The organism is Pseudarthrobacter siccitolerans, from assembly GCF_030823375.1.
In the GTDB taxonomy this organism is placed as follows: Bacteria; Actinomycetota; Actinomycetes; order Actinomycetales; family Micrococcaceae; genus Arthrobacter; species Arthrobacter siccitolerans_A.
Genome location: NZ_JAUSXB010000001.1, coordinates 4226748 through 4249418, shown reverse-complemented (window position 1 = coordinate 4249418; position 22671 = coordinate 4226748). Strand labels below are relative to the sequence as shown.

The 22671-nt window shown below is 67.9% G+C and carries 15 protein-coding genes; 2 read left to right on the top strand and 13 right to left on the bottom strand.

From position 1 onward, the window contains the following. Nucleotides 1-65 precede the first annotated feature (65 nt). Nucleotides 66-1817: a sensor histidine kinase gene (locus tag QFZ36_RS19685; protein ID WP_306638802.1), complete on the top strand. Its 1752-nt coding sequence runs from the start codon at nt 66-68 to the stop codon at nt 1815-1817. Continuing rightward, nucleotides 1810-2472, top strand: a complete 663-nt coding sequence (locus QFZ36_RS19680) for a response regulator (RefSeq protein WP_306638800.1) — start codon at nt 1810-1812, stop codon at nt 2470-2472. The genes QFZ36_RS19685 and QFZ36_RS19680 overlap by 8 nt, the downstream gene beginning before the upstream one ends. Nucleotide 2473: 1 nt before the next feature. Here the strand turns inward: QFZ36_RS19680 and QFZ36_RS19675 are convergent, their stop codons facing one another. From QFZ36_RS19675 to QFZ36_RS19615, 13 genes are all read right to left on the bottom strand, one after another. Further along, nucleotides 2474-2857 (bottom strand): RidA family protein, encoded by a 384-nt coding sequence (locus QFZ36_RS19675; protein WP_306638799.1) that lies wholly within the window; start codon nt 2855-2857, stop codon nt 2474-2476. Nucleotides 2858-2903: 46 nt separating this feature from the next. Next, the gene (locus QFZ36_RS19670) at nt 2904-3407 is read right to left on the bottom strand and encodes a GNAT family N-acetyltransferase (protein ID WP_306638798.1); all 504 of its coding nucleotides are present in this window, start codon (nt 3405-3407) and stop codon (nt 2904-2906) included. Nucleotides 3408-3528: 121 nt separating this feature from the next. Then, entirely contained in the window at nt 3529-4338 is an 810-nt protein-coding gene (locus QFZ36_RS19665) for an inositol monophosphatase family protein (protein ID WP_306638797.1), read from the bottom strand. Next, nucleotides 4335-6608: an NAD-dependent DNA ligase LigA gene (gene ligA, locus QFZ36_RS19660; protein WP_306638795.1), complete on the bottom strand. Its 2274-nt coding sequence runs from the start codon at nt 6606-6608 to the stop codon at nt 4335-4337. Before ligA ends, QFZ36_RS19665 begins: the two co-directional genes overlap by 4 nt. Before the next feature lie 72 nt (nt 6609-6680). Next, nucleotides 6681-7298: a hypothetical protein gene (locus QFZ36_RS19655; protein ID WP_306638793.1), complete on the bottom strand. Its 618-nt coding sequence runs from the start codon at nt 7296-7298 to the stop codon at nt 6681-6683. A gap of 120 nt (nt 7299-7418) precedes the next feature. Beyond that, nucleotides 7419-11864, bottom strand: a complete 4446-nt coding sequence (locus QFZ36_RS19650) for an FtsK/SpoIIIE domain-containing protein (RefSeq protein ID WP_306638791.1) — start codon at nt 11862-11864, stop codon at nt 7419-7421. Then, nucleotides 11861-12565 (bottom strand): hypothetical protein, encoded by a 705-nt coding sequence (locus tag QFZ36_RS19645; RefSeq protein WP_306638790.1) that lies wholly within the window; start codon nt 12563-12565, stop codon nt 11861-11863. The genes QFZ36_RS19650 and QFZ36_RS19645 overlap by 4 nt, the downstream gene beginning before the upstream one ends. A gap of 70 nt (nt 12566-12635) precedes the next feature. Continuing rightward, entirely contained in the window at nt 12636-14357 is a 1722-nt protein-coding gene (locus QFZ36_RS19640) for a serine/threonine-protein kinase (RefSeq protein ID WP_306638788.1), read from the bottom strand. Next, complete coding sequence (locus tag QFZ36_RS19635) at nt 14354-16321, bottom strand: FHA domain-containing protein (RefSeq protein WP_306638787.1); 1968 nt, start codon at nt 16319-16321, stop codon at nt 14354-14356. The genes QFZ36_RS19640 and QFZ36_RS19635 overlap by 4 nt, the downstream gene beginning before the upstream one ends. Further along, nucleotides 16308-17240 (bottom strand): PP2C family protein-serine/threonine phosphatase, encoded by a 933-nt coding sequence (locus QFZ36_RS19630; protein ID WP_306638785.1) that lies wholly within the window; start codon nt 17238-17240, stop codon nt 16308-16310. Before QFZ36_RS19630 ends, QFZ36_RS19635 begins: the two co-directional genes overlap by 14 nt. Then, nucleotides 17237-18760, bottom strand: a complete 1524-nt coding sequence (locus QFZ36_RS19625) for an RDD family protein (RefSeq protein WP_306638783.1) — start codon at nt 18758-18760, stop codon at nt 17237-17239. Before QFZ36_RS19625 ends, QFZ36_RS19630 begins: the two co-directional genes overlap by 4 nt. After that, on the bottom strand, nt 18757-21324 hold the full coding sequence (locus QFZ36_RS19620; RefSeq protein ID WP_306638782.1) for a transglutaminase-like domain-containing protein: 2568 nt from the start codon (nt 21322-21324) through the stop codon (nt 18757-18759). The genes QFZ36_RS19625 and QFZ36_RS19620 overlap by 4 nt, the downstream gene beginning before the upstream one ends. Then, nucleotides 21321-22652, bottom strand: a complete 1332-nt coding sequence (locus tag QFZ36_RS19615) for a DUF58 domain-containing protein (protein WP_306638780.1) — start codon at nt 22650-22652, stop codon at nt 21321-21323. The genes QFZ36_RS19620 and QFZ36_RS19615 overlap by 4 nt, the downstream gene beginning before the upstream one ends. Nucleotides 22653-22671: the final 19 nt, after the last annotated feature.

Here is a 22671-nt window from a genome sequence, read left to right as displayed (position 1 = left end):
GCATTTAGCTCATTGTGCTCACGGGCTCAGCGGGCCCCGTTTTCCGACGCCGATCGAGGAGGATCATGCCGCGTTCCAGTCCCCGCGCGCCGCTGCGGTTCTCCACCCAGACGCTGCTGCTGCAGCTGGCGGTGGTGCTTTTGGTGGTTCTGCTCAGCGCAGCAGTGCATGCCTGGCTGACCTATGACCGGGTGGGCCGTGAGGCCGAGAACCAGGCACTGACGCTGGCCCGGACGGTGGCCTCGGATCCCTCGGTGCGGGCCGAAGTACTGGCCATCAGCGAACAACCCGGCACTCCCCCGGCCTCCGAACTAGCTGCCGGGCCGCTGATGGCGTCGGCCGAAGCCGCACGTGCCCGGACCGGTGCCCTGTTTGTGGTGATCACCGACGAGACCGGCCTGCGGCTGGCCCATCCGGATCCGCAGCGGCTCGGGGAAAGGGTGAGCACCGATCCGTCCGAGGCCCTGTCCGGCCAGGAAGTCACCACGCGGAACACGGGAACACTGGGGCCTTCGGCCGGCGCCAAGGTTCCGGTCTTCGCTCCCGGCGGCAGCACCGTGGTGGGAGAGGTCAGCGTGGGCTATTCGATGGAAACCGTGGGCCAGAGCGTGGAACGGGACATCGGCCCGGTAGCCCTGACGGCTACCGGCGCGCTGTTCGCCGGCATCCTGGGGTCCTTCCTGCTGCGCCGCCGCCTGCAGCGCCTCACCCTGGGCCTGGAGCCGGAAGAGATCAGCTCCCTGGTCCACGACCAGGTGGCGGTCCTGCAGGGTGTGGACGACGGCGTGATCGGCGTTTCCGCCGACGGCCGGATCACCGTGTTCAACGCCGCGGCGCAGCGCCTGCTGGGGCTGGGCGATCTCGCCGGAACACACTGGGAGGACGCCCCGGTGCCGGACCTGTTGAAATCCCTCACCAGGCCCGGCTCCGGTGACCCTTCCGCCATTGAACTGGTGGCTGGCGGCCGGGTACTCGTGGCAAACGCCCGCAAAGCCCTTCACGGGCGGGAGGACCTGGGCTGGGTGGTGATGCTCCGTGACCGCACCGAGCTTCAGCAGCTCACCCGGCAGCTGGACGCAGTGGGCACCATGTCCACGGCATTGCGGGCCCAGCGGCACGAGTTCGCCAACCAGCTGCATACCATCGCGGGGTTCATGAGCATGGGGCAGCACCAGCAGGCGCGCGACTACCTGGCCCGGCTGGCCGCCACAGGGCCGCTGAAGTTTCCGGTGGACCAGGCCGAGCTGCTGCAGGACCCTTACCTGCAGGCCTTCGTCGGAGCCAAGGGCGTAGAGGCCGACGAGCGCGGGGTCGCCTTGCGGATCGGGCCCGAAACCCTGGTCCGCGGGCAGGTCACCGACGCCCAGGACGTCACCACCGTGCTGGGCAATTTGATCGACAATGCCGTCAACGCCGCCGTGGCCGGCGCAGCTTCAGACCGGTGGGTCGAGGTGGAGGTGCTGGACGAGCCGGGCGACGACGGCGGCACCCTCCACGTGGTGGTCGCCGACTCCGGGGACGGGCTGGCGGAGGGAACGGACGCCGAGGCGATCTTCGCCGAAGGCTTCACCACGGCTTCCGGTCCGGTACGTGCCGGCGGGGGCCAGGGGTTCGGGCTGGCACTGGCCCGCCAGCTGGCCCGGCGCCGCGGCGGGGACGTCCGCCTGCTTGAAGCCGGGCAGCCCGGCGGACCAGGCGCAGTTTTTATGGCCACCCTGCCCGGCACCACTGCGGGGGCCAGGAATTCCCGGCTCAACGAAGCCGCGTCTCAAGATGCCGCGTCTCAAGATGCAGCTGGAAAGGACACTCATGGCTGATGATTTTCGGGTGCTGATCGTGGATGACGACTTCCACGTGGCCAAACTGCACGCCGCCTACGTGGATTCGGTGGCGGGGTTCCTGGCGCTGGCGCCGGTGGGAACGGCGTCGCTGGCGCTGCAGGCCATCCACAGTCTGCGGCCGGACCTGGTGCTGCTCGACGTCTACCTGCCCGATGCCTCCGGCCTGGACCTGCTCCAGCAGCTGGATGTGGACACCGTGATCCTGAGTGCCGCTTCCGACGCCGCCTCCCTCCGGGTGGCATTCCGCCGCGGTGCGCTGGGTTACCTGCTGAAGCCCTTCACCGCGGATTCCCTGTCGCAGCAGCTTCGGTCCTACGCGCGGTACCGGCGCCTGCTGTCCCAGCCCGGGGCGCTGGACCAGGACGCGGTGGAGCGGGCCAAGCGGGCGCTGATCCCTGGTGACGTCACGCCGTCGTCCAGGCCGCGGTCCGCCACTGAGGCGGCGGTGCTGGAATCCCTGGTCCCCGGCGAGCAGTATTCGGCGGCGGAAGTGGCCAGCCGCGTGGGTGTTTCCCGGGCGACGGCGCAGCGTTACCTGTCCTCACTGGCCGACGACGGCGCAGTGGATATCCAGCTCCGCTACGGGACCACCGGCAGGCCGGAGCACCGCTACGGCCTGCCGGCTGGCTAGATTAGCTGGCGCTCCTCTGGGCCACCAGCTCGATTTCCACGAGCATTTCCGGATCCAGGAACGGCAGCACGTGCACCAGGGACAGCGTGGGCCGGATCTCGCCGAATACCTCGCCGTGGGCACGTCCGGCGTCTTCCCACTTGCTGATGTCCGTCAGGTACAGCTTGGACTGGACCACATCCTCCAGGCTGAAGCCGGCGTCAGCGAGGACCTTGCCGAGCTTCTGCAGGATGAACTGGGTCTGCGTGTAAAAGTCGTTCCCCACGATGCCATCCTCGCCGCCGGCTGCGGTGGCGGAAATGTAGAGGGTGTTGTCCACCTGGACGGCCCGGGAGTAGCCGAGGGTCTGTTCCCAGACGGAGCCGGTGCCGAAGGTTTTGCGCATGGTGGGCCTTTCAAAGCTGGAATGAGTCGGCACCACTTTAGGGCGGCTACAGGTCCAGCCGGTAAACCAGCAGCTTTATGTCAGTTCCGGGGACGAACCAGTCCCTGTCCGGCATCCGCGCGAAGCCGGTTTTGTTGTACAGTCCGCGGGCGCTTTCCCAGGTGCTTCCGGTGGTGAGCGAGACGGCGCTGATCCCGTCCAGTGCCTTGGCGTGGTCCACGATGGCAGCCATAATGGCTTTGCCTGCGCCGCTGCGTTGCACGGCCGGGTCCACCACCAGCATGCGGAACTCCAGTTCATCCCGCAGTGCGATATCCGCATAGGGCTCCCCGGCCAAGGCAAGGGTGACCGAACCCACCACGTTTCCGGCCCGCTCGGCCACCCAGACCGTGGCCTGGCCGGCGCGCTGCGCAACATCCTGGACCTTGCGCATGTAGGGGTGGTCGGCGTCGTCGAAGTACCCGGCGGCCAGGTAGGAATCCCTGGTGATGCGGGCAACGGCGTCGAAATCGGATTCGACGGCGGGACGGACGGTTATCTGCTGATGCACCCATCAATGGTAGTGGTACTGCCCAGTAGCAAGCGGCAAAAGGGTGCTTTCCGTGACTGAACTATCAGTGAGGCGGAATTGGCAGCCAGACCGGAACCGGCAGTCCGGGCGAAACTGGCAGTCAGAGCGGAAATTTTCCGGACAGCTCCAGGCTGGCCGCGCACGTCCAGGCGTCCAGCCGCTCCTGATCGGTGGGGCCGCCGTCCAGCGGGCTGGTCAGCCGGGGCCGGCGGACCCAGCAGCCGGCTTCCTCGGCGATCAGCGCCCCCGCGGAAAAGTCGTGTTCGTTGAGCCCGCGTTCGCCAAAGGCGTCGTGGGTGCCGTCCGCCACCATGCACAGGTCCAGCGCCGCGGACCCTAAGCGGCGGACGTCCGCGAACCCTTCCAGCAGTTCGGCAAACTGCCCGGCCTGTTCCGAGCGGACCAGCGGATCGTAGTTGAAGCCGGTGGCCAGGATCTGCCCCTTGCGGCCCGGCACGGGCCCTTCCAGCCGGGTCACGGTCCCGGCTTCCTCCAGCCAGGCACCCTGCCCGCGGGCAGCATAGTAGACGCGGTCTAAAGCAGGGGCGTTGACGACGCCGGCCAGCCAGATGCCGTCGGCCTCGGCCACTGCCACGGAGGTGCCGTAGTAGACGATGTTGCGGATGAAGTTGGTGGTGCCGTCCAGCGGGTCGATGGACCAGCGGTAGCCGGTGGGATCCGCCGGCCGGGTGGTGCCGTGTTCCTCGCCGGTGATGCTGTCGCCGGGCCGGGCGGCGGCAATGACATCGCGGACCGCGTTCTCCGCGGCGACGTCGAACGCGGTGACCCAATCGCCGGCGTCGCCCTTGTTGCTGGCGTGGAGCGCGTCAGCGTTCCTGCCGGCGAGGACCTTGGCTCCGGCGGCCGCAGCCTGCCTGGCCACCTCCAGCAGTCCGGTAACGCCGGTCATCGGGCCGCCTCCGCCTCTGCCGGTTCCGCCCCGGAATCAGCGCCGCCCTCCAGCGCTGCCGGGCCGCCGGCCAGCAGCTGCCGGAAGCCGTCCTCGTCCAGCACGGGTACGCCCAGCTGTTCGGCCTTGTCCAGCTTGGTTCCCGCGTTTTCGCCGGCCACCACGTAGCTGGTGTTCTTGGAGACCGAACCTGAGGCCTTGCCGCCGCGGACCAGGATGGCTTCCTTCGCTTCGTCACGGCTGAAGTTCGGGAGCGAGCCCGTCACCACGACCGTCAGCCCTTCAAGGGTCCGCGGCATGGACTCATCCCGCTCGTCCTCCATCCGCACCCCCGCCGCGGCCCAGCGCTCGACGATGTCGACGTGCCAGTCCTCGGCAAACCACTCCTTGAGCGCGGCGGCAATGGTGGGACCCACCCCATCCACGTGGGCCAGTTCATCCTCGGACGCCTTCCGGATGGCGTCCATGCTGCCAAAGGAGGTGGCCAGGGCGCGGGAAGCCCTCGGCCCCACGTGCCGGATGGACAGCGCCACCAGCACCCGCCACAGCGGCTGGGTTTTCGCCTTCTCCAGCTCCCGGAACAGCTTCTCGGTAGTGGCGGTGGGCTTGGACGGCGACTTCGCAGTGCCCTTGCTGTAGAAGTAGGGCACGAGTTCAAACTCCCCGGTGGGCACGCCCTTGGTGCGCTTTTCCCGCCTGATCCGGACATCGGCGAGCATTTCCGGGGTGACGTCGAACAGGGCCGCTTCCGTGGTCAACGGCGGAACGTCGGGTTCCGCCGGCTGGGTGAGGGCGATGGCTGCCTCCCACCCGAGGGCCTCAATGTCGAAGGCACCACGCCCGGCAAGGTGGAACACCCGCTCCCGCAACTGCGAAGGGCAGGATTTCGAGTTGGGGCAGCGGATATCAACATCGCCCTCCTTGGCCGGCGCCAGAGGCGTGCCGCAGGAAGGGCATTCGGTTGGCATCACGAAGTCGCGGACCGGAGGATCCTGCTGGTCGCGCAGGGCCAGGACCGGGCCCACGATTTCAGGGATGACGTCGCCGGCCTTGCGCAGGACCACGATGTCGCCGATCTTCACACCCTTGGCCTTCACCACGTCCTGGTTGTGCAGGGTGGCCATCTCCACGGTGGACCCGGCCACCTTGACGGGCTCCATCATGCCGAAGGGCGTGACACGTCCGGTGCGGCCCACGTTGACCTGGATGTCCAGGAGCTTGGTGTGGACCTCCTCAGGCGGGTATTTGTAGGCGACGGCCCACCGCGGCACGCGGCTGGTGTAGCCAAGGGCCCGCTGGATGGCGAAATCGTCCACCTTGATGACAATGCCGTCAATTTCGTGCAGCAGTTTGTGGCGCTTGTCCCCGTACCGCTTGATGAAGTCCAGGACCTCGTCCAGGCTTCCCAGCACTTCCGAATAGGGGCTGACCGGCAGGCCCCAGTCCTTAAGCACGGCGTAGGTTTCGGACTGGCTGCGTGCCTGGAGCCCCTCGCGGGCACCGATCCCGTGGACAAACATTTTCAAGGGACGCTTGGCTGTTTCCGCCGGGTCCTTCTGGCGCAGCGAACCGGCTGCGGCGTTGCGGGGGTTGGCCAGGGGCGCCTTTCCTGCTTCAATCAGCGCTTCGTTAAACTCGGCGAAGGCCTGCGAGGGGATGAACACCTCGCCCCGGATTTCCATCTCCGCGGGAAACCCCTCCCCGTCCAGTTCCTGCGGGATTTCCTTGATGGTGAGCACGTTGTGCGTAATGTCCTCGCCGGTGGTGCCGTCACCGCGGGTGGCGGCCCGCACCAGTTTCCCGTCCCGGTACAGCAGGTTGACCGCAAGGCCATCAATCTTCAGTTCGGTCAGCCAGGCCGGCCGATGCGATCCGTCACCCAGCTTCTCGATGCCGGCCGCTGCTTTGGTGAGCCAGGCTTCGAGTTCCGCAAGGGAAAAAACATCCTCCAGGCTGTACATCCGCTGCAGGTGCTCCACGGCGGCGAAAGCGGCGGAGACTTCACCTCCCACTTCCTGGGTTGGCGAGTCATTGGACACCAGTTCCGGGTGGAGCGCCTCGATTTCCTCCAGCCGCCGGAACAGTTCATCGAATTCCGCGTCGGAAACCAGGGGGGTGTCTTCCTGGTAATAGGCAAACCTGTATTTCCGGACGAGGTCGACGAGGTTCTCGTATTCCTCGCGGACTGGTTCGGTGGGGGTTGCTTCCGGCTCGACGGGTTCGGTGGTGCGGGTGGCGGTCTGTTCTGCGGGGCCTGGTCCTGTACTCACAGACCTATCTTGCCCGAAACCCGATGCCGATGCTCGGGGCGCAGCTGTGATGTGGGCAGATAATCTGGCAGGTCAGTGGGCCCTGGGGCGGAACCGGTTCCTGCCCCACCAGATGAAGGAAGCACCCGCGGCGCCCAGCAACAGGACGCCTGCGATGATGGGCAGGAGGGCCGGACCGCCGGAGCCCGGATCGCGGTCAGGGTTGACGGCTGCCACCCGGCTGGCCCGGGCGGACCTGGTGACGGGGGTGTTCCAGTCCTGTCCGCTTGAGGCGCCGGTGGGGGGCGGGGAACCGGCAGATCCTGTGGCGGTGGCCGCATCGGACGGACCCGCGGCGGTGTCTTCCGGTTCGGCCGCCGGGGCGGCCGGTACCGGATCGGTTCCGGCAGGAGGCGTATCCGACGGTGCGGCCTGCTCCGGAGGCGCGGGCACAGGGTCCGCGGGCGGAGCAGGCGGACTTTCGGGCTCTTTGGGTTTCCGGGTCCGTGTGGGCCCGGCAGGTTCCGGGTCCTCCGTGGGGCCGGACCAGCAGACCAGGAGGCATTGGTCAGGAGATGTTGTGGAGGCGGGTGTGGGTTCCGCAGAAACTGCGGCTGCCGGGCCGGCCGGAAAGAGGCCCAACGTGATGGCCAGGGCTGCTGCTGATGCCGTCGTCGAAGCAACGCGGAAAACCGGTGAAGACGGGGTCATTGCTACCTTTCGGTGCGCGCAGTCCCCCACTGCCGCTTTCTTGGTGTCCCCGGTAGTCTTCTACAACGCGCAGCAGGGCCGCAAATCCACCGGCTCCGCGGCCCTGCCGTCATTGGCGTGTCAGTCCCTGTTTTCGGGCGGCAGCGCAACCTGGATTTTGCGGGCTTTTCCGCGCCCCACCACGTACCCCCGGCCGGGAATGAAGTCCGGGCTGATCCGGCCCAGGGACGTGTTCAGCAGGCTGTCGCCTTCGATGTCTCCGGGGTTCAGCAGCAGGCCGCGCCGTCCCGACTTGAAGGGCTGCGCGAGGGACCAGGCCGAGGACCAGGTGGAGGTCTCGGATTCACCGATGACCCACTGGTCCGCCTTGATGGATGCCGTCACCAGCTGGCCCACACCGGACTCCGCCAGGGTGTCGGTGAACTCCGTAAGCCCCTCGATGAAGATGGCCAGCGCGCCCGGATTTCCCGAAGAGTGCTCCACCAGGTCTTCCACCACCTCGGCCACATCGTCCGGACCCACCACCGAGCGGTTCCAGATGGGCAGGGAGGCGACGGCGGACCGGCGGGCCCCGATGTAGACGAGTTCAGTGGCGGGGTTGGAACGGCGAAGGGCGTAGGCCAGGGTCACAAGCGCCACGGTCCGGCCGGCGCCGGGCGGGCCGGCGAGGAGGAGCGGGCCCCGTGCCATGACCTCGGCCGGCTGGAGCGTTTCGTCGTCGACGCCGATCACGGGCAGGTTGGCGACGCCGGCGGGCAGAACGTCCAGGTCCACCTGCTCCGGCAGCCTCTCGATGCCGGGGGCGGCCGCCAGGCCCTGGCGCAGCATTGCTTCGCTGAGCTTGTGCACCTCGCGCGCCTGCAGGGCCAGGTTGGAGTTCCCGCCCAGCACTGCGAGCTGGACCTCGAGCCCGTCCAGGAGCCCGCGGCCGGGCGGGGATCCTGCACCGAGCACGTCCCGCGGAACGTCCACGGAAATGTAGTCGTCCTCGGAGGAGAGCCGGAGCACCAGGCGCCGCTGGATGGAAGCGAGCAGCGAGGCGGGGACCGAATTGGGGCGGTCCCCGCTGACCACCAGGTGGATGCCGAGGGTGCGGCCGTCGGTAGCCAGCTGCAGGAAGATGTCCCAGAGCCCGGACAACCTGCTGTGTTCGTACGCCTCACGGAACGCGGACATCCCGTCTACAAGGACGAAGATCCGCTTCTCGTCGGGCCGGTTGGCGAGCTTCCGGTACTCGACGATGGTGGAAGCACGCACCTCGGCGAATGCGGCGGATCGCTGGTCCGCGATGTCCCGGAGCAGGCGCAGCAGGCGCCCCACCCGTTCCACGTCGTCGCCATTGATGATCTCGCCCACGTGCGGAAGCTCTTCCAGCATCCGCAGCCCGGAGGAGCCGCAGTCGATCCCGTAGACGTGCACGGGCCCGCCGCGGGGAGTCACGGCGGCAGCGATCGCAATGCCGCGCAAGGCCGCCGATTTTCCGGAACCGCCCGTACCGTAGATGGCCATGTTGCCATCTTTGTCAGGCTGGTAGAACACCGTGGGCTGGGCCTGCCGGACCGGGTCGTCGGCCACCCCGAGGAGCAACTGCTCGTCGGTGCGGGGGTTGGGCAGCCTGGAGAAATCGTAGGTTTTGGCCAGTTCGTCCAGCCATGGTTTCCGCGGGGGCTTGATCGCGAGAGTGCCGGCAGCGCGGACAATGGTCGCCGTCATCCTCGCGATGTCGTTGGGGCCGGCCGGCGCTTCGAGCACCGGCTTTTCCGGGGCCGGGGCCTCCCAGCTGGGGCCGGAGCCGAACGCCATTTCCACCACGTCGATCTGCGGCCGCTGGGGCTTGTCTGTTGTCCAGCCCCCGGCGTAGCCGGTCTGGAAGCCCTGGATCCGGCCGGGCCCGGTCTTTGCCGCACCGCGGCCCGGGATGGAGGGGTCGAAGTAGGCGGCGTCCGGGACGCCCAGGATGTCGCTGGCGTCGTCCTCGTCGGCCATCCGCAAGGCAACCCTGAGGTTGGTGTTGGCGCGCAGGCTGTCCTTGATCACACCGGCCGGCCGCTGGGTGGCCAGGATGAGGTGCAGGCCCAGGGAGCGCCCGCGCGCGGCGACGTCCACCACCCCGTCCACGAATTCCGGGACTTCGCTGGCGAGCGCCGCGAATTCGTCCACGATGATGATCAGGTAGGGCGGCGCCTCCGGATCGGCCTCACGCTGCAGGGCCAACAGGTCCTTGGCCTTTTTCCGGTTCAGCAGCTGCTCGCGGTAGTGCAGTTCGGCCCGGAGCGAAGTCAGCGCACGCCGGACCAGGTGCGGCGAAAGGTCCGTAACCAGTCCTACCGTGTGCGGCAGGTTGATGCAGTCCGCGAAAGCAGCCCCGCCCTTGTAATCCACGAACAGGAAACTAACCCGGTCCGGGCTGTACGCCGCGGCCATGCCCATCACCCAGGATTGCAGGAATTCGGACTTGCCGGCACCGGTGGTCCCGCCCACCAGGGCGTGCGGGCCTTCGTTCTTCAGGTCCAGGTACAGCGGTTCGATGCCTTTGGAGCCCACCAGCGCGCGCAGGGTGCCGTTGTCCTTGCGGTTGGCCACGGCGCTGCTGTGTACGGAGTTGTTTTCCGTCCAGCGTTCGGCGACGGCCTGCGGGTTGTCCAGGAAGTCCTTGCCGATCAGGGTGGCATAGGAGACAGCGCGCGGGAGGTCGGAATCGTCGGTGACGGGTTTGCCGACGTCCACCACCGGGGTGAGCATCCTGGCCAGCTGGGCAGCGAGCGCGGCGTCCACGCTTTCGCAGCTGACGGGGTACGTGTGGCGGCCCAGCCGGACCTGTCCGGTGGTGGTGCCGTGTTCGCCGTCCACCGCCATGAAGTCCCGGCAGGCAGCGGGCAGCGCCTGGACGTCCGTGGCGATCCAGAGCACGTGGACGCCGGCGTCGGGGCCGCGTTCGGCGAGCCGGGTGAGGCGTCCCCGGTCCACGGGGGCGTCGTCCTCCACGATCACCAGCACGGCCGGAACCACCGGTGCATCCACCTCGTCCTTGGCGGGATCCAGCCCCGGGCGAAGGTCCGGGCCGGAACGCCTGGCAGCCGCTTCCCTCGCCTCCACGAGGTCTTCGAGGCGGGCCACCAGGGATGCGCCGCCGGCCGAACCGGCGGCCAGGTGGTCACCGGAAAGGGGGCTGTGGCCGGAGCCGACGTGCGGCAGCCACTGAAGCCAGGTCCACCGTTCCCGCGACTGGGCGGAGGTGATGGCCGCGAGGACCACTTCGGCCGGCGAGTGCAGCCCTGCGAGCTGGAGCACCATGCCGCGGGCCACGTCGTCGACCAGCCCGCGGGCTCCGGCGATGCCCAGCGAGCCGGCTGACCGGAGTTGGGATACCACCGGAACGCCTTCGATGTCCCGGAACTGCTTGATGCAGTCCTGGATTTCGCGGGCGTACACCACCTCGGTGTCGTTGTTTCCCGGTTCCTCCAGGAGCACCCGCGAAGGCACGGTGCCCAGGCCGAACCGCAGGCCAAGGAAGCCGCCGTGCTCGGGGCGGTGGGTCCAGAGCAGCGGACCCAGTTTGTAGATGGCATCAACGGTGTCGCTCACGGAGGGTGCCTCCTGCAGCCGGACGGCCCGCTCCACGAGCTGGAGTTCGGTGATGTCCTCCCGGAAGGCGGCCATGGAAGCACGGAAATGCTTGAGCTGTTCCTTTTGCTGGCGTTTGGTCCGCATCTTCTGGTCCACATAGTTACCCACGACGAACAGCGGCATCATCAGGATAAACAGTGCCGAGAGCGGGTTGTTGCTGACCGCGAAAACCACCATGCCCATCAGCAGCGGGACCGTCAGCATGATGTACGGGAAGGGGTGCTCCTCGGGGCGTTTGGGCCCGGCAGGCAAGACGCGCTTCGGTTCCTCGAACCGGGGAACCACCCGGGGTGACCGGTTGAAGTCCACCAGGGGCGAGGTGGGCGCGGCCGCCTGGTTGTGTCCCAGGGGAACCACGGTGATGGTGGTGTCGCCCAGGGTGATGGTGTCCGAGGAGTTCAGCGTGGCCCGGGTGACCGGCAGGCCATCCATGAGGAGCCCGTTGGCGGAGTTGGTGTCCACGATTTCGATGCCCTCACCCACGGTGATCCGGGCATGGCGTTTGGAAGTCAGCGGATCGGAGAGCCGGATGTCCACGTCCCGGTCCCGGCCGATGTAGCTGGTACCGGAGGGCAGCGAAAATTCACGGCCGACGTCGGGCCCTGACAATATGCGGAGGGTGGCGGCCGCGGGGCCCCGGCTTGCCCCGGCGTCACCGAACTGTGTGCTGACCTGGGTCAGCGACACCACGGAGCCGGGCCGGAGGCCGGATTCGAGGAGGTTGTCCCCGCGGGCAAGGATGTTGCCGCGCATGCCCCCGCCCACAAACGCCTCATCGATCTTCAGGGACAGGTTGTCCGGGGCGGGCGTGCCTTTACGGGCAGGGTCGGCGGCCCACAGCGTTGTTGCCACATCGGCCACCGTGGCGAGGCCGTCCACGGTGATGGCAAGGTCCTTGGCGTCGGCAGGGTCCCGGCGGAGTGTCAGCCGGATCCTCATCCTTCGTCCACGCCCCTCATCTTCTCGAGCAGGTACAGGTCATCTGCGGTGACAAGGTGCGAGGTGACTGCGTGCTCCACCAGCCGGGCGCGGCGGTTCGTGGCGAGTTTGCCGCCGCCCCCGCGCAGGCCCACAACGCCCACCCGGTCCAGTTTGTCGCACACGTTGTCCAGTTTCCGGTTGAAGCGGGTGAGGGCCCAGCCCAGCGTTTTGGCGGCCGCCGCTGAGGACGGGATAGCGCTGAAGCCGGTCCCTTCGCGCCGCAGCATCGGCTCGGCGAGCGCCACGATGAGTGCCTTCTGCGAGTCCGTGAACACCACCGGGCCGATGGTGGTGTCCCCGTTGCTGTCCTCCTCACGCGCTCCCTGCCGGAACGAGGGCGTCTTCAGGTGGACCGCGAATTCATAAGTGGTGGGTCCTGCCGTAAAGATGATGTTGGTGTGGCTGAATACCAGCGGGATCCGGGCCCCGGGCGCGAGCCAGGCCTGCATGCCGCCCGAGGCGTCTGCCACGGTGGCGGAGAGCATGCTGCCCACATTGCTGAGCCACCAGATGCCGTCGTAGTTGGCCACCTGCAGGAACTGCCTGTGCAGGTACGGATTGTCGTCCACTTCGAGGTCGCCTTCGCGGCCGATGTTGAAGACGTCCTCGTCGGAGGGCTCATACCATTCCCCACAGAAATCTATTGCTAGATCCCCCATTTTCTGTGCCTCCTCATCGGGCAAAGCTCTGTATAGCGTCCTTGTGCGAATCCTTGGAACGTGGTGCCGCTCATGGGCCGGTGCAGCCGATGGAGGCTTCTTCCATCGGAGAGAAGGCGCCGTCGGTACGGACGATCATCACCTGGAGGCAGGTCTGCCCGGACGGGTTCGGCTTCACCTGGACGGGCGGCTGGTCGATGGACTGGTATTCGCCGCCGCCGCCAATCGTATAGACCCGCCACTTGTATTTGTCGCCCGGCTTGGGCTGCGGATTGTTCCAGGTGAAAGCGACGTCGCCGGCGGGCGTCACGGATCCGGCGAGCCCCTCGACGTCGGGCACGGTCCCGTTGTCGAGGGCATCGGCAGGCGGCCTGCTGGCTTCCTGGCTCTGCCGGGTCTTCGGTGCCTCCGGTGCCGCATTGGCGATCACGATGCCCACCACCGCGGCGAGGGCCAACAGGGTACCGCCGGAGATGGCAAGCCAGAGGTTGCGCTTCCCGTGGTCCTGGCCGGACGGGGCCTCTTCAGCGGGTTCGTCCACCCGCGCCGGGCGGTGAAGGGTGGTGTCAGCGGCATCACCGCCGCCGGCAAGCTGGCCGTCCTGGAAGGTGCTGTTCCGGGACCTGCCCTCCGGCAACCCGCCGTGCCGGGTCAGGCCGGGGGTAACCGAAGCACTGCCGGCGTTGCCGCGGAGCACCGTGGCCGGGGGCCAGTCCTGGGGCTCGGATGTGTGCGCAGGCGGGGTTGAGGCTGCCGGCGGGGTAATGCGCGACGGCGGGGCCTCCGTTGTGGGCACCTGCGGCCGGGTGCGGGCCGGGAAAGTGGGCGCGCTGCCCGTCCGTTCCGGGTCAATGGCCGCGATGCTCCGCACCCGGGTTTCCTCGGCACCGTCATCCGGGTGGGTGTCCTCCGGGTGCGGCTCCTCCAGGACTTCGAAGGGCGTCACGGAGAGGTTCAGTTCGGCCTGGATGCGCTGCAGGGCGAGGGCGAAGGCGTGGGCGGAGGAGTACCGGGACTGCGGGGACTTGGCCATCGCCGTGGACAACGCCAGTTCCAGGGACTCCGGGACGTCGGCGCGGCCGAGCCGCGGCAACGGCATGTTGCTGATCCGGCTGATCAGCTCGCGCTGGGAGTTGTCAGCGCCGGGCATCACGAACGGCGACCGGCCGGCCAGCAAGGTGTAGAGCGTGGCTCCGAGGGCCCATACATCCACCATCACGCCGTCAACGTTGCCGTCGGAGAACTGTTCCGGCGGGGACCACGGGATGGACATGCCCGATTCCTCGTCGGTGTCGCCGGCCAGGGTTCCGGAGATGCCGAAGTCCGTCAGGGCAGGGCGGTTGTAGTCGGTCACCAGGATGTTGGCGGGCTTGATGTCGCGGTGGGCGATGCCGGCGCGGTGGGCTGTCTCGACGGCGGATGCCACCTGGATGCCGACGGCCAGTACCTCGTCAACACTGAACCGCTGCCGGCGGTACCGTACCTCCAGGCTGGGCCGGGAGCAGTACTCCATTGCCAGGTAGGAATGCCCGTCGTCGGTGACTTCCGCCTCGAAGATCGTGACGATGTACGGGTGGGACGACAGCTGGGCCATCAGGTTGGCTTCGGACTCGAACCGGCGGCGGGCACCTTCGGTTTTCAGGTCCGAGAGCAGCACCTTGACGGCCACTTTCCGCCGGGGCCGGTCCTGTTCATAAAGGTAGACGTCGGAGAAGCCGCCGGACCCGAGCAGGCTGGAATAGGTGAACCCCGGGATGTGGGGCGGCGGCGCCGGTGGCCGTTTGGAACTCAAAGAATCTCCTCAAAACGCAATGAGATGTTGTCGCCCAGTTCTGCGATGTCGCCGTCAAGCAGGATCGCCATCTCGTTCTGGGCCAGGCGGCGCGGAGGCTGGCCTTCGCGCACCAGGACGGTGCCGTTGGTGGCTTTGAGGTCGCAGAGCATCACGTGCCAGCCTTCCAGCCGGACTTCGACGTGGGAGCGGGAAATATCCCCGCCCGGACTCGCCACCTGGACCAGCCGGGGCATCACTCCGCCCTGGACCCGGGACACTGAGGGTTGCCTTCCGATCACCAGCGACTGGTCGAGGTCTACGAGTTCTCCCGTGGAGATCCGCATCCGTCCGAGGCGGGGACGAGCCACCTGGACTGCATCGGGCAGCAAGCCGGCACCGCAGGTGGCGCAGGCGGCACTCGTCGGCGGGTTGGGGTGGTCCTGGGCGCAGAGCCGTGCCAGCACGAGCGGTCCCACTGCCGCGGAAACGTCTTTCACCGCGCGGACCGGGCGTGCAGCCATCCCGGCCAGGCTGCCCTTCATGACTGTCTGGCCGTCGTGGTCGCCGTCGTACTCTGCGCTCGTTTGTGCGGCGGGGGTAACCGGGCTATCGGATCCTGCGGAAGGTACGGCCGACAGCATGGGCGAGGGCGCTGCAACGGTCGGGGCCTGCCCGCTGCCCGCGCCCCCCGTCCGCCAGGGCACAGAATCGATGAGGCCGCTGCTTGTCGGAGCGACGGGTGCCGGGCTCGGTGAACCGGTGGAAGGCGCCGCCGGGACGACGGCGGGCTGTACGTCCAGGACGACGACGGGCTGTGCGTCCGCCGGTGCCGGGAGCGCTTCAGGACTGCCGGGCTCCGCCGGTGAGGCGGCTTCTTCCCGCTTGTCTGGCGACTCCGGCCCTGGTGTTTCCTGGTTGCCGGCTTCCTGGTCTGCTGCTTCCTGGTTGCCGGACTCCGGGCCGGCTTCGTCCAGATCTTCGCGAATGGCCGCGTCTTCGATCCTGCGGACCACCGTCCGCTCCCACAGATGATCGTAGGAGCTGGTCATCTCGCTGGCCGGCGCCTGTTCGCCAGAACCGGATCCAGCGTTCTCCCGAACTGGCTCTGGCTCTGGCTCAAACCGTGGGGCAGCGTCAGTTTCCGGTGCAGGGTCAGTCCCTGCATCAGCATCAGTTTCCCGGGCAGCGTTTGTGCCCGGATCAGCGTCAGGCACTGCAGATCCTTCAACGCCGAAGTCCTCATCGATGACCGCGTAAACAGTCTCGGCAGACGCCCCGTGCTCGGGGGCAACAGTGATCTCCGGAAGGTCACCTGCCTGCCCGGGCGCTTCAATAGCCGAGGCCGACACGGCGGAGGCGACCGCTGCAGGTGAAGTGGTTTCAATGACCGTCGGGGCTGTGGCCGCTGCCGGTTTCGCGGATACGGCGGTTCCCGCTGCTGCCAGATCGTGCCTGATGGCCGCCCTGGTCCCGGCGTCGAGCATGAGTACCAGGGACTGCAGCAGCACCACGCCTTCCGCGAGCGGCAGCTCCGGCAGGTCAGCCTCCGGCTGGCCAGGCGATGGCAGGTAAGCATCCGCCTGCGCGGGTGTCGCCTGGCGGTGCACTCCGCTGCCCGCGTACGGGATCGCCAGCCGGCACAGCCCGGGATTATTGAGCCGCCGCTCGGTCCACGTAGTCACGTCCCGGCCGTTCAGCTCCACGGGGCCGTCCGTCGACTGGACAGTGACGTCGAGGTCCCCCCGCAGGAATACGCGGAGGGGTCCCTGGAAGTCGAGGATGCCGAAGGAAGGGATGTTGGCCAGTGATCCCCCGGAACTGCTGGTCACGGCGTGAAGGACTTCGTGCACTTCCGGCCGGCTTTCCAGCAGGTCCCAGAGTGCAGCGATAAGGGCCGGTTGCGTGCCCGGCCCCAGAAGGACGGCCGTGTGCGAGCGGACAATGCCCAGCCAGGTCCCGGCGATGTAACTAACGGCGGTCATCGCCCGGTTCCTCGCTCTCATCCAGAGTGTCTGGTTCCAGAGCGGCTGTTTCCACGGTGCCTTCATCCGCGGTGCTTGTGCGGGGCAGTGTTACTTCCTCTTCGGCCGGGACCGGGCGTGGCGCGGTGGTGGCTGCACCGGCGTCGTTCAGGACGTTCCGGGCGTCCACCACCACAACCGTGACGTTATCCCGGCCACCGCTGCGGAGCGCCGCCTGGATCAGGGCGTCCGCTGCATCCTGGGGATGGCCAACGGTGCTGAGGATCCGGTAAATGTGTTCGTCCGTCAGCTCCCCGGTGAGCCCGTCGGAGCATACGAGGACCCGGTCTCCCTCCTCAACCGGGAGCAGCCAATAGTCGGCCTCCGTCTCATCTCCCGTGCCCAGGGCGCGCGTGACCACGTGCCGGCGCGGATGGATGGTGGCCTGCTCCGCCGTGATCTCCCCGGCGTCAACCAGTTCCTGGACCTCGGAGTGGTCCACGCTGATCTGCTCGAACCTGCCCTGGCTCAGACGGTACGTCCGGGAGTCACCAATGTTCATCACCAGCCAGTACGGCATGCCCATCTGTTCCACGATGACGGCGCCCGTCAGCGTAGTGCCGGCCCGCGCACCGGTGGCCTCGCGGATGGAGTCGTCCGCCTTCACCAAGTACTGCTGGAGGACGGCCGCCGTGACGCTCCGCTCCCCCGTGGTGAGCTGGGGTATCGTGGCCAGCGCCCGGACGCACATACCGCTGGCGATCTCGCCGGCTTCGTGGCCGCCCATGCCGTCCGCCACGGCGAAGACGGGATCGGAGGCAATGTACGAATCCTCATTCAACTCCCGGCGGAGTCCCCGGTCCGTTCCGTGGCCGACGCTCAGGCTGAGCCCTGCCCCCGGTTTAGTGCTGGAGGGAACACGTGCGGGCTGATGGTTCATGCCTGTCCTAGGTAAAAGGTGCGGTCTCCAAAATGGACACTGGATCCCGGGGTAACAAATGCGGGCACTCCCGCTTGAAGGGGGGTGCGCTGGCCGTCGGGGGTGGTCACGGCGCTGCCGTTGGTGGAGTTGCGGTCCGTCACCCAGACGCCGGCCCCGTCAGTCAGCAAATGCAGATGGGTTTTGGAAATGGAACGTCCGGCGTCATCGACGGCGAGCAGCTGGGCCTGCTGTTCGCCCGCCTTGGCCACCGGGTTCCTGCCAACCAGGACGCTGCGGTCCAACTGGAAATCGCGGCCGTCGTCCAGTTTGATGCGCAGGACCGCGACGGGCGCGGGTGCGGCTGATCCCGGGCGCACCTGGGTGCGGTCCACGTCGTCGTCCGGATGCCGTTGTTGGACGGCCGGTGCGTGGGCATGGAATGCGGGTGCCTCGGATGCCCGGGCTTCGACTGCACGGACCTCGACTACAGGGGCCTGCGGACCTGGCGCCTGGTACGGGGCGACCTGCGGCTCCGCCAGAGTGCGCTGGGTGACTGCCGGTGGGGGCAGGACGGGAGCGGCGCCGGCCACCGGGGACAACACCTGCTGCACCGGGGGCAGGTCCAGCGGGGCGAAGCTGTACGGCCCTTGAATGCCGCCGGTGGTAAGGGGATCGCGGCCCGATTTGACGTCGAACGCAAGGGTTTTCGCAGCAGCGTCGTGCCAGCCGCGGAGCCCGCCGTTCTTGTCCCAGCTGTTGGAAACCACCACCAGCACGGCCCACGCCGCGCCAATCAGCACGAGCGGGCCGAGGACGAAGAATGCGGCCCCGAACCACTGGAAAACCACTACAAGGACAGCCACCAGCAGCGTGAGCAGGATGCCTGCCCCCGTGATCAGGCCGCCCAGGAAGACAGGACCGATTCCCGGCGCATAGCCGTCGTTGTCCGCAGTCCGGATCCCCATCAGCAGGTTGCCGAGGGTCTTGCCCGTCCGGGCTTCCCAAGCCATCACGACGAAAAGATACACGAGGGTCAGTCCCAGTCCGATGCCCCCGAACAGCACCAGGGACGCGGTGTCGTAGATGATGAAGCCGCCGCTGCGGGTCCGGGTGATGCCCGCGAAACCGAGGGCAAAGGTGATGACGAGTACCGCCAGGGGCGGGAGCCAGTCCATCACGGCAGCACCAAGGCGCTTGCCCGCCGTAGCCGGAACAAGCTGAAGATTCACTGCCATTCCCGTTCCTCCCCCTGGACCCGCAGCCACCTGCAGGGTGGACCCGCCGGCGCTCCCCCGGCCTGTGCGCGCGCTGATGCCCCCGGCAGTAAATGCCTGGGGCCTTTCTACTACCGGGATAGTACCGGGAATCCCGGACAGGTGCGCGGCGGGGGAACCCGGACCGGGATCAGCAACCGGATAGGGCACGCGGGTGCCGCGCGCTGACCGGTTGGGCAACGGCGCGCCGCAGGCAGTGCAAAAAGCGGCCCCGCGGCGGATCATTTGCCGGCAGTGGGGGCAACGCCCGGCGTCGTCTGTCACTGGATACTGTGTCCTTGCGTGGTGCCATCGGGAGTCATGGTGCTATCGGGAGTCGTGGTGGTGTCCGGCCTGGCCGTCCCTTCAGATGCTTCCGGGCCGGCAGGACGACGGCGGCCGGTCCCCTTGATGGAAGGCAGCGCCGGGAGTGCCAGCCTGGCGCCGCGGCGGCCCAGGAGGCTGCGCGCGTCCGACAGCAGCGAACGGGGCGAGAACCTCGCCTGCTGCCGGCGCCAGAACCCCACGGTGGAGGTCATCTCCTTCAGCGAGCCGTCAACGATGGTCCAGTACTCCCGGACCTCGTCCTCGCTGGGCTGGCCGGCTCCGAAGATCGATGCGTCGGCCCGCCTGGCCAGCATGGTGGTGGTGCCGCCGCTGGCGGGGAACGCATCGGCCAGTACCGCCGCGCTTTCGCGCCGCGTGGACCGGGTGTCGACGGCGGCTCCCATATCCGTGGCAAGGCTCACCACCTCGCTCCAGCCCCCGCCGACCCGCTGCGCAGGGTCACCGTCCCGGAAACGCGACTTCCGCCGTCGTGATTTCAGCAAAGCAATCAGCAGCAGCGGCAGCGCGAGGATGGACAGCGGGATCAGGGCAACGCCCAGGGCGCCCAGCAGCGCTCCCCAGAACAGCCAGGGGTTGTTCTTTTTCTGGTCGGCGTCCAGCGCGTCCGGGGAAGAGTCCGGCGGCAGGTCCGCAGGTTCCTGCGGCGGGGGCGGCGGCTGCAGGACCTGGGGCTTGGGCTTGGACTTGTTCTCAGGATCCGGCGGAATGGGGACGTTGTCCTTGGGCGGGGTGGGGTCGAAGCTGACCCAGCCCACCCGCTCGAACGCGACCTCCACCCAGGCGTGGACGTCCTTGCCGGTAATCTTCACTTCCCCTGCCCCGTTTTCCGGGCTCGTCGGCTCAGGGTAGAAGCCCATCACCACGCGGGACGGGATACCCAGGTGGCGCAGCATCAGGGACATCGCCACGGCATACTGCTCGTCATCACCCAGCATCTGCTTGGCCGTGAGCAGGTTCCTGATGCGCGCGGACCCGTGGCCGGAGACGCTGGGCAGCTGCCCTTCGCTGACCAGGCCGTTGCTGAAGGCTCCCGTCTTCTGGAAGTGGGCCTCGATCTGGCGCACCCGGTCGATGGCTGTGGGGGCATCCGCCGAGAGGTCGTTCGCCTGCGATCCCACCACCGGCGGCACCTCGACCGTGTCCGGCAGGGACATCCTGGCGAAGTCGTATTGCGTCAGCTGCCCGTGTTCGAGTTTGACGGGATCGGCCACCTGGACGCTGTAGGAGTCCCCCTTGGACAGCCCGTTGGTGGTGACGGCGGTGTCAGTGCTTGAGTTGAAGTAGAGGCCCGAAGCCGCGGCGGAGGCAGCTTGGTCGAAGCTGATGCCGGTGGTCTTGCGGCCGCCGGGAACGAAGAAGCCCTGGTAGTCCTCGATGGTGATGCCGATGGAGTAGTCGTTGGTGGGAACCACGCCCGAGGTGTCGGCCAGGGTGTTGATGGACTCGGTATCGCCTACCTTGCTGAAGTTGCCGGAGCCGTTGGGATCCATGTTGTAGTTGGTGCCATTGAAGGCGTCCAGGGCACCCAGCCGGACGCGTCCGTCGCGGGGCAGCCCCTGGACCACAAACAGGGTGTCGTCCTTTTTGTCCTTGACGAACGTGCGGAAGCTCGCCAGTGGGGTGATGTAGTCCTTAGGGTCGAACGGCGGGACCACAACGTTCCGGAGGACTTTCCGGTCTCCTCCTGCGGTCAGCAGCGGGGCGGAGACCGCGGTGACGGCCACGCTGGCGGCAATAACTCCGGCTGCCATGCCCAGCCTGCGCAGCTTGGCCCGCTGCGCGGTGGCGGAGTCGATTTGCGGGTTGTTGACAGCGACCTTCCGGCTGCTGCTTCTGCGCAGGGCGTCCCGGCGGAAGGTTGCCCAGGCGATGCCCAGCACCGTCAGGCCGATGCCGCGTTCGAGGGTGAGGAAGGCGGCGTTGGTGCTGAAGGCGATGCCCGTTACGAAGAGAACCAGCACCGGGATCAGGGGCAGGTACGGGGTCCTGGCCCGCCAAGTGAGGACCGCCGCTACCAGTGCGGTGATCATGGAGCTCAGGAACGGGACGATCAGCACGCCGCCGGCGGTTCCCACCGGAACCCCGACGGTCAGCATGTCCTTCCAGGCGAACATGATGCCCAGGAGGAGGATCCGGAGCGAGTCCAGGGTGGGCACAATGCCGGCGATAGCCGAGTCGGGTACCGCCAGCAGCGTCCCGAACATGAGGTAGGCACCCAGGGCCAGGGCCGAGGTGATCAGCAGTCCCAGTCGCAGGTGCGCATTGAGGACGCCGATGGCCAGGCCCAGGATGATCCCGCCGAAGCCGGACAGGAGGTAATACGGGTCGCCGCCGAAGCTGAGCCCGAAGCCAAGCAGGCCAAGCCCCAGGAGTACGGTCAGGGCACCGGCGTCGAGCAGGAAATGCCAAAGCGGCTGGCCGTCCGCGAACGATGAGCCCTGCGTGTTTCGCGGCTGTCGCGCGGACACGGTGCGCGGGCGCAGGCCGGGTGCGGAGGTCATGCTGCCGCCTTTCGGAGAACGATGCCAAGGTCGGCGAGGTCGCCCAGGGTGAGCACTGTCAGGTCGGCGATGTTCGCCCTGCTGGACGCGGCGCCGGCTTCCACCCGCACGGCGAGGCTGCGCACCCCGGGCGGCACGGAGGCGGCGGCGGACCTGAGCTGGGTGGGGGTGACGTTGCTGCCCACCACAAAGAACACCACGGAGGCGTTGGGGACCGTATCGGCCAGCGTCCTCGCGAGGTCGACGGCGGTACGACGCATTGGTGCCCCCACAATGCGGGTCATGTCATCGAGCATGTTGCGGCCCGTTTCGCACCTTAGCGGCCCCTTTTGGGTGAGGACGTCCAGCTCACGCTGCTCGCGGATGGCCTGCCGGCCGATGGAGGCAGCGGCGGAGATCGCCATCTCGAATTCCTCTTCCGAGGCATATTCGTCCGTGTTGATGGACAGGGACACGGCGAGGTGGGCGCGGCGGGTCTCTTCGAACTGGCGGACCATAAGCTTGTTGGTCCGCGCTGTGGTTTTCCAGTGGATGTGCCGCCGGTCATCCCCGGGCACGTAGTCGCGGAGGGCATGGAAGGACACGTCTGCGCTGGACAGCTCGGTGGTGGGCATGCCCTCAAGGTCGCGGATGAAGCCGGCAGCCGATCCGGCCAGGGCCACCGTTCGGGGATGCACGAAGAGATCTTCGGGCTCCGTCCACAGGACCTGGCGGCGCAACAGGTGCAGCGGGTCGGCGCGGACCGAGCGCACCGGTCCGACCACGATCACGGCACGGCGGGCTGTGGGGATGGTGAACAGGTCCTCGTGGACCTGCTGCGGTTTCATCCGGGGCAGGTGGAAGACCGCGGTGACACCGCCCACGGGCAGTTCGACGGCGGCGGGCAGCAGGGGCCGGTTGGAGGTGTTGGTGACAGCGATGCTGCCCACGGCGCTGTCCCCGACCGCCACGCGCGTCCGGGCAAGGTCCAGGACCACGCCATAAGTGGAGCGGCCGAGGATAAAGCCCACGGCAATCACGAACATCACAAAGGCCGCCACCGCGGCGGCCTTTGCCTCCTGCCAGCCGTAGGCCTGTCCCGCAGTCCAGAGCAGGATGACGGCGGCCAGAACGGACCAGCCTAAAACGCTGACCACCGAGAGGACGGGCCAGGCGTGCTTGAGCCAGGCCGCCCTGGCAGCGCGCCAGGCGGGAGCCAGGGCGAGCCCGGCGGTGCTGCTGGCCTCGGCCCAGACGGCGGACGGGTGCAGGCGCATGGGCTGGCCGTTCCGGTGGAAAGGTTGCCTGAGGCGCTCGGCGATCCGGGTCAACGGGGTGCCGGTGGACATATGTGAACCTTCGGGGGTG

Excerpts from the sequence above, each read along its gene's own strand:
- QFZ36_RS19685 (WP_306638802.1), top strand. The coding sequence starts at position 66 with ATGCCGCGTTCCAGTCCCCGCGCGCCGCTGCGGTTCTCCACCCAGACG.
- QFZ36_RS19680 (WP_306638800.1), top strand. The coding sequence starts at position 1,810 with ATGGCTGATGATTTTCGGGTGCTGATCGTGGATGACGACTTCCACGTG.
- QFZ36_RS19675 (WP_306638799.1), bottom strand. The coding sequence starts at position 2,857 with ATGCGCAAAACCTTCGGCACCGGCTCCGTCTGGGAACAGACCCTCGGC.
- QFZ36_RS19665 (WP_306638797.1), bottom strand. The coding sequence starts at position 4,338 with ATGACCGGCGTTACCGGACTGCTGGAGGTGGCCAGGCAGGCTGCGGCC.
- QFZ36_RS19655 (WP_306638793.1), bottom strand. The coding sequence starts at position 7,298 with ATGACCCCGTCTTCACCGGTTTTCCGCGTTGCTTCGACGACGGCATCA.
- QFZ36_RS19650 (WP_306638791.1), bottom strand. The coding sequence starts at position 11,864 with ATGAGGATCCGGCTGACACTCCGCCGGGACCCTGCCGACGCCAAGGAC.
- QFZ36_RS19645 (WP_306638790.1), bottom strand. The coding sequence starts at position 12,565 with ATGGGGGATCTAGCAATAGATTTCTGTGGGGAATGGTATGAGCCCTCC.
- QFZ36_RS19635 (WP_306638787.1), bottom strand. The coding sequence starts at position 16,321 with ATGACCGCCGTTAGTTACATCGCCGGGACCTGGCTGGGCATTGTCCGC.
- QFZ36_RS19630 (WP_306638785.1), bottom strand. The coding sequence starts at position 17,240 with ATGAACCATCAGCCCGCACGTGTTCCCTCCAGCACTAAACCGGGGGCA.
- QFZ36_RS19620 (WP_306638782.1), bottom strand. The coding sequence starts at position 21,324 with ATGACCTCCGCACCCGGCCTGCGCCCGCGCACCGTGTCCGCGCGACAG.
- QFZ36_RS19615 (WP_306638780.1), bottom strand. The coding sequence starts at position 22,652 with ATGTCCACCGGCACCCCGTTGACCCGGATCGCCGAGCGCCTCAGGCAA.